Here is a 4,942-nt window from a genome sequence, read left to right as displayed (position 1 = left end):
TTAAGGGCCGTACGCGCGGGCCGGTGTTCGTCACTCACCGCAGGCCCGGCCCCGGCAAGGTCGTCAGCCCGCGCGACCTGTGCCCGGACACCCGGTTCGCTCGGCTGTCGTACGGCCAGGCCCGCGCCCTGCTGGACGAGCACACCGCCGTCGGTGGCACGCCGGGCACTGGGGGGGACTTGCACGAGTGGCGGCATTCGAGTCTGACTCACCTTGGCGAGGCCGGGGCGAGCTTGCTCATGCTGATGACGAAGTCGCGGCACAAGAAGCCGGAGAACGTACGCCGCTACTTCCACCCGTCGGCGGAGGCGATCGCCGAGGTCACCAGCCTGCTCGCGCCCGGCAACAGCCGACGCTGAGCCGTGGCCCGCAGCGGTGCGGGTTGCTGTCGGGCACGAGCGATGCGCCGGTGGTGCGAGTCACGCCTGGCTGAGGAGAGCTGCCCAGGTGTCCGGGCCCACCACACTGTCCGCAGCCAGGTGGCGCTCTTCCTGAAAGGCTCCAACGGCCTGCGCTGTCGACGTACCGAAGGTCCCGTCCTTGTCGACGGCGTGACCGTGCACAGCAAGCAGGCGCTGTACAGCTGTGACCGATGGGCCGCGGTCTCCGGAGCGCATGTTGATGATGAGGGCGTGCCACGTGTCGGGCCCGACGATGCCGTCGTCGTTGAGTGAGTTGTCCCGCTGGAATGAGCGCACTTGTGCCGTGGTTCCTGGGCCGAATGCTGCGTCGGTGTCTGTGCGGTAGCCGTGTGCGGTGAGCAGGAGTTGGACCGCAGCGACGGTGTCTCCCTGGGAGCCGGATTTGACAAGGGGCCAGGTTCGGGGCCCGGTGCCGATCAGCGAAGTTTCTGGCGCGGGTGCAGGGGCAGGGTCGACCGTCGCCGACGGTGGCCCAGTCTCGGCGTTCGGCCCGGTCTCGCTGCCAGGCTGAGAACAGTCTCCCCCTTCACAAGCGTTCGACGGGTCGAGGGCAGGGTCTCCCATACTTTCCTCGGGCCGGGACCCGTCGTCTGCTGAGCAACCGATGTCGGCGCAGTCAGAAGCAGCGGGGGTTGCCTGTGGCGGAGTGCTGGAGGCGCGTCCTTGGGCGTTCTGGTAGGCCGATGCGGTCACAGTGATCAGGGCAATGACTGTGACGCCGATGAGGAGTGGGCGGTGTCGGAGCCAGTTCAGCAGCCGCCAGAAGCCTCGGTTGCGGCGGCGGGTACGAGCGGCGCGGTGCGATGCGGTGGCCACGGCTTCTCCTGGAAAGGCGGAAAGGGATGGGGCTGGTTGGGATGTGAATCCGTATAGGGGCGGGGCCGCACCGGCTCCCGCCCCCACAGATGGACCGGTTACTTCCAGGCGCAGTGGACGTGGGTCTTGTGACCGCGGGACGGCGGGCCGATGACCTCGGTGGCACCGGACGCGTGGCACGCCTTCATGAAGGCGTTGGCGGGTGCGCCGGAGCCGACGTGCTTGCCGTTGATGACGTTGACGTCAAAGGCCAGTCCGCGGTAGTGGCGCGAGTTGGCGCTGCCGTGCACGCCGCCGACGAACTCGGAGATGTTGAAGCGGTAGCCGTTCTGGTTGCGCAGGGTGAGCAGGGCCCTGAGCATCCGCGGGTCCAGCTGCACGCGACGGGCGCCTACGTGGCTCTGCCGACTGGTGAGCGCTCCGCGGCCGGCAGCCATGTCGACGATGTTGGCGTAGGCGGTGGAGACGCTGTCCTTGGTTTCCGAGTGGGCACGGGCGAAGGTGATACCGGGGGTGTTGAGGACCTGCTTCGCCAGGGCTGCGCTGTCACCGGTGCCGCCACCCGGCGCGGTGGTGCCGCGGTCGGCCAGCAGCGTGGCCCAGGTGCGGGGGCCGGCGATCCCGTCAGCCGTCAGTCGCTTTGCAGTCTGGAAGGAGCGTACGGCGGCGCTGGTGGCCGGCCCGAACACCCCGTCCGCGTCGATCCGCGCACCGTGGGCGATCAGCTGGTGCTGCAGGGCGCTGACGGCTTCTCCGCGCCTTCCCTCCTTCACTGTCACAAGCAGGGCGCCCCAGGTGCGGGGGCCGATGATGCCGTCAGCTTCGAGGCCCTTGGCGGTCTGGAAGGAGCGTACGGCGGCGCTGGTGGCGGGTCCGAACACCCCGTCCGCGTCGATCCGCGCACCGTGGGCGATCAGGAGCTCCTGCGCGGTGACGACGTCCGTGCCGCGGCTCTGCGTCTTCAGTACCGGTGCTGCGGGAACGGACGGCGCGGTGGGCGGCTTGGGGTCGGGGGTGGTGCCGGTCTGGTGGGCGAGCTGCTGCAGTTCCGCGAGGGTCCCGCGGAAGACGTTGAGGTCGACCTTGTCCGAGTTGATGCCGGGCACGGTGCCGTGTTCGGAGTACTGCCAGATCTTCCAGTGCGCTCCGGCGCGCGGCAGATCGGCCGGTTCGGTCGAGCCGCTCTGGTAGCGCGGCTGCCACAGGACGTGCCCGGCGAAGAGCGATCCGTCTCCGTTCATACACCTGTCTACGAATGGCTTCGCCGCGTAGATGATCGGCTTGACGCCCATCTCCTTGTCGATCACGTTCAGGAAGCCGTCGACCTGAGCAGTACTGAAGTTGCGCGGGCAGCTCCCGCCGCTCCTGAGCTCCAGGTCGAGCGTGGGGGGAAGTTCTCCAGCGCTCTTGCCGGTATAGCCGGCCGCCCTCACCGTCCGCACGAAGTTCTGAGCCTGGGCAGCGCCCGGGGTGAACCCCCAAAAGTGGTACGCGCCGTGCAGCAGCCCGGCCTGCTTCGCGCCCTGGAGGTCTCGCTGGAACCACTCGTCGGTCCGGTCGGCGCCCTCTGTGGCCTTCGCGTACATGAAGGACTGGCCGGCCGAACGCACCTTCTTCCAGTCGATCGACTGTCCGCCGTCGTGGTTGAAGTGGCTCGTGTCCACCCCCTTGACCGTGTAGGTGCTGGGCGCGGCCGCGTCGGCCGGCAGCACGGTCATGCCGGCGAAGAGCATCCCTCCGCCCGCGAGCACCGCGCCCGCCCAGCTGGCCACCTTGCTTGTCGTCTTCATCGTGAATCCTCTCGAGAAACTGCCCGGTTCGCGGACCTGCTCGAAGCCGGTCCGCAACAGCGGGACTGCGGTGAGCCCTGTTGCTCGAGAGGGACGATGACCGTCTCACCATCCCAACGCTAGAGTCTTGGTGACGTTGGGTCACATTAGGATGCGCAGGTCGCTGACCAGCGCTTTTCCCGGAATCTTGTGGGGTGCCTGTGGGACAGTTCGGGACGGGGAGAGACGACAATGTGCCGGGGCTGGACAGATCCGAGGAACCGGCAGCGGAACTCGTCGCTCTGCTGAACCTGATCCGCCGTTACATGGGCGAACTGGACTGGTCCTACCAGGTGCTGCAGAGGAACACCGGCGTCTCACGCAGTACGTGGAACCGCTGGTACACGCAGAAGAAGCTCCCCAAGCGCGAAGCGCTGGTCAAATTCGCCGACGCCGCTCCTCGCACCGTGAACCGAGACGAACTCCTCGGGCTGTGGGACGTGGCATGGCAGGCGCAGGAGACGAAGCAGGCGCGGGCGACGGACTGCGTTCCGGACGGCGACGAACAGACAGACCGACACACCTCGGCCACTCCGGCGACGACATCGACATCCGAGCAGCAGGCATCAACCGCGACGACGTCGCATACGGAACCCAAGATGCGATCCGGCAAGAAGACCGGGCGGGTCGTCGCTGGCATCATGAGCGCGGTCGTCCTAGGGGGCGGCGCGGCCCTCTGGGTCATCAAAGCCAGTGCCGACAACTCAGCCAAGTCCCCGGGAGCGTCTTCCTCGGCTTCACCCGCCACGTCCCAGGCAACGGCCTCGCCGCTGACGGCCTGCCACAGCGACTTCTGCGCCTCGGTGGAGCCGAAGGGCACCGTCTGTTCACTGGACGCCATCACCGCTTACACGGGACGCAAGTTCGGCGTGACGGTCGAACTCCGATACAGCCCCCGCTGCGACGCCGCCTGGGCCAAGATGAGCAACACCTCCCCGGATGACCGCGTCATAATTACCCCCAAACGTGGTGATTCCGAGGAATACCGCCAGCAGTATGGTCACGACGCCCACACCCGCATGGTCCCCGTGACCCGCCCCGAAGATGCTCGCGCCTGCGCGAAGATTCAGGACCGCGGCACTGTCTGCGCCACCACATCGGCACTGTCCAGTCCCACCCCAACCTGACCACCTGCCCCCCGTCCCGAACGTGCGAACGGGCCGCTACAGTACGGGAGCAGCCCGTTCGCACTTTCGAAACGATGTGCACGGTCCGTCTGCTTGCGGACGGGAACCGGCTGGAGTGTTCGGTTGTGGTGCTGCGGGCTGGCCTGCTGCCACAGGTTGCAGCCCTATCCCTGTTGTCTGTCGAGTAACTTCCGGCCAGGGTGACCGTGTTTTGCCGGAGGGCATGGGAGACCCACTCCCGGCGGCCTGTAGAAGGGCAGACTGGTGCCAGGTATCCGAGAGCAAAAAAACATGCGTGGGCCCCGTACGAGACAAGACCTGTCCGCTCTCGGCGATGAGTGACCCGCAGTCACCTCTACATCTGGCTCTCCTTATATCTCCGTGCGCGTTGTCCTGTGCGCAAGAGAATGGCACCTGACACGGGACGTGCCAACGAGGGCGTTTCACTTTGGCCCAGGTTCTCTTGAAACGCCGTCACCGTGTCCTCGCAGCTCACGCCCGTAGTCGAGAGGCGGCGCGAAGTCTTTGTACGGCCACGGACCGCGAGCCGTCCCGCATCTACACCCTGCGCCGCCTACTGCTCGGGGCGGCGAACCGCGACCATGCCATGCAGGTGTCGGATCTTCTGTGCCCTGCCAGGCCAGGAGATCGGTTCGGCGCCGTCTGTCGAGTAACTACGAGCCACGAGGTGACCGTGAAGTACGTATCGCAGACCTCTCCCTGTGTCGGGGCCCCGAAGCGCCCCAGC

Annotated in this window: 3 protein-coding genes and 1 pseudogene; 2 read left to right on the top strand and 2 right to left on the bottom strand. The window is 67.1% G+C overall.

Annotation, left to right across the window (positions count from 1 at the left end; genetic code table 11):
- Nucleotides 1-359, top strand: a pseudogene (locus VXC91_RS42295) (site-specific integrase); the annotation flags it as partial.
- Between the two features lie 60 nt (nt 360-419).
- On the opposite strand, the gene VXC91_RS42290 reads toward VXC91_RS42295, so the two are convergent.
- Nucleotides 420-986: a peptidoglycan-binding domain-containing protein gene (locus VXC91_RS42290; protein ID WP_329512669.1), complete on the bottom strand. Its 567-nt coding sequence runs from the start codon at nt 984-986 to the stop codon at nt 420-422.
- A gap of 350 nt (nt 987-1,336) precedes the next feature.
- Nucleotides 1,337-3,028: a peptidoglycan-binding protein gene (locus VXC91_RS42285; protein WP_329512668.1), complete on the bottom strand. Its 1,692-nt coding sequence runs from the start codon at nt 3,026-3,028 to the stop codon at nt 1,337-1,339.
- Between the two features lie 233 nt (nt 3,029-3,261).
- Here VXC91_RS42285 and VXC91_RS42280 point away from each other — a divergent pair, with 233 nt between their 5' ends.
- A complete protein-coding gene (locus VXC91_RS42280; RefSeq protein WP_329512667.1) occupies nt 3,262-4,194 on the top strand; it encodes a DUF2690 domain-containing protein in 933 nt (310 codons plus the stop codon).
- The last annotated feature ends 748 nt before the right edge of the window (nt 4,195-4,942 follow it).

Source organism: Streptomyces chiangmaiensis (genome assembly GCF_036281785.1).
Taxonomy (GTDB): Bacteria; Actinomycetota; Actinomycetes; order Streptomycetales; family Streptomycetaceae; genus Streptomyces; species Streptomyces chiangmaiensis.
The sequence above is the reverse complement of the archived record's forward strand: the minus strand, read 5'-3'. Positions and strand labels throughout refer to the sequence as shown.

What these genes read in the sequence shown, in the direction of transcription:
- VXC91_RS42290 (WP_329512669.1), bottom strand. Translation starts at nt 986, where the DNA reads ATGGGAGACCCTGCCCTCGACCCGTCGAACGCTTGTGAAGGGGGAGAC.
- VXC91_RS42285 (WP_329512668.1), bottom strand. Translation starts at nt 3,028, where the DNA reads ATGAAGACGACAAGCAAGGTGGCCAGCTGGGCGGGCGCGGTGCTCGCG.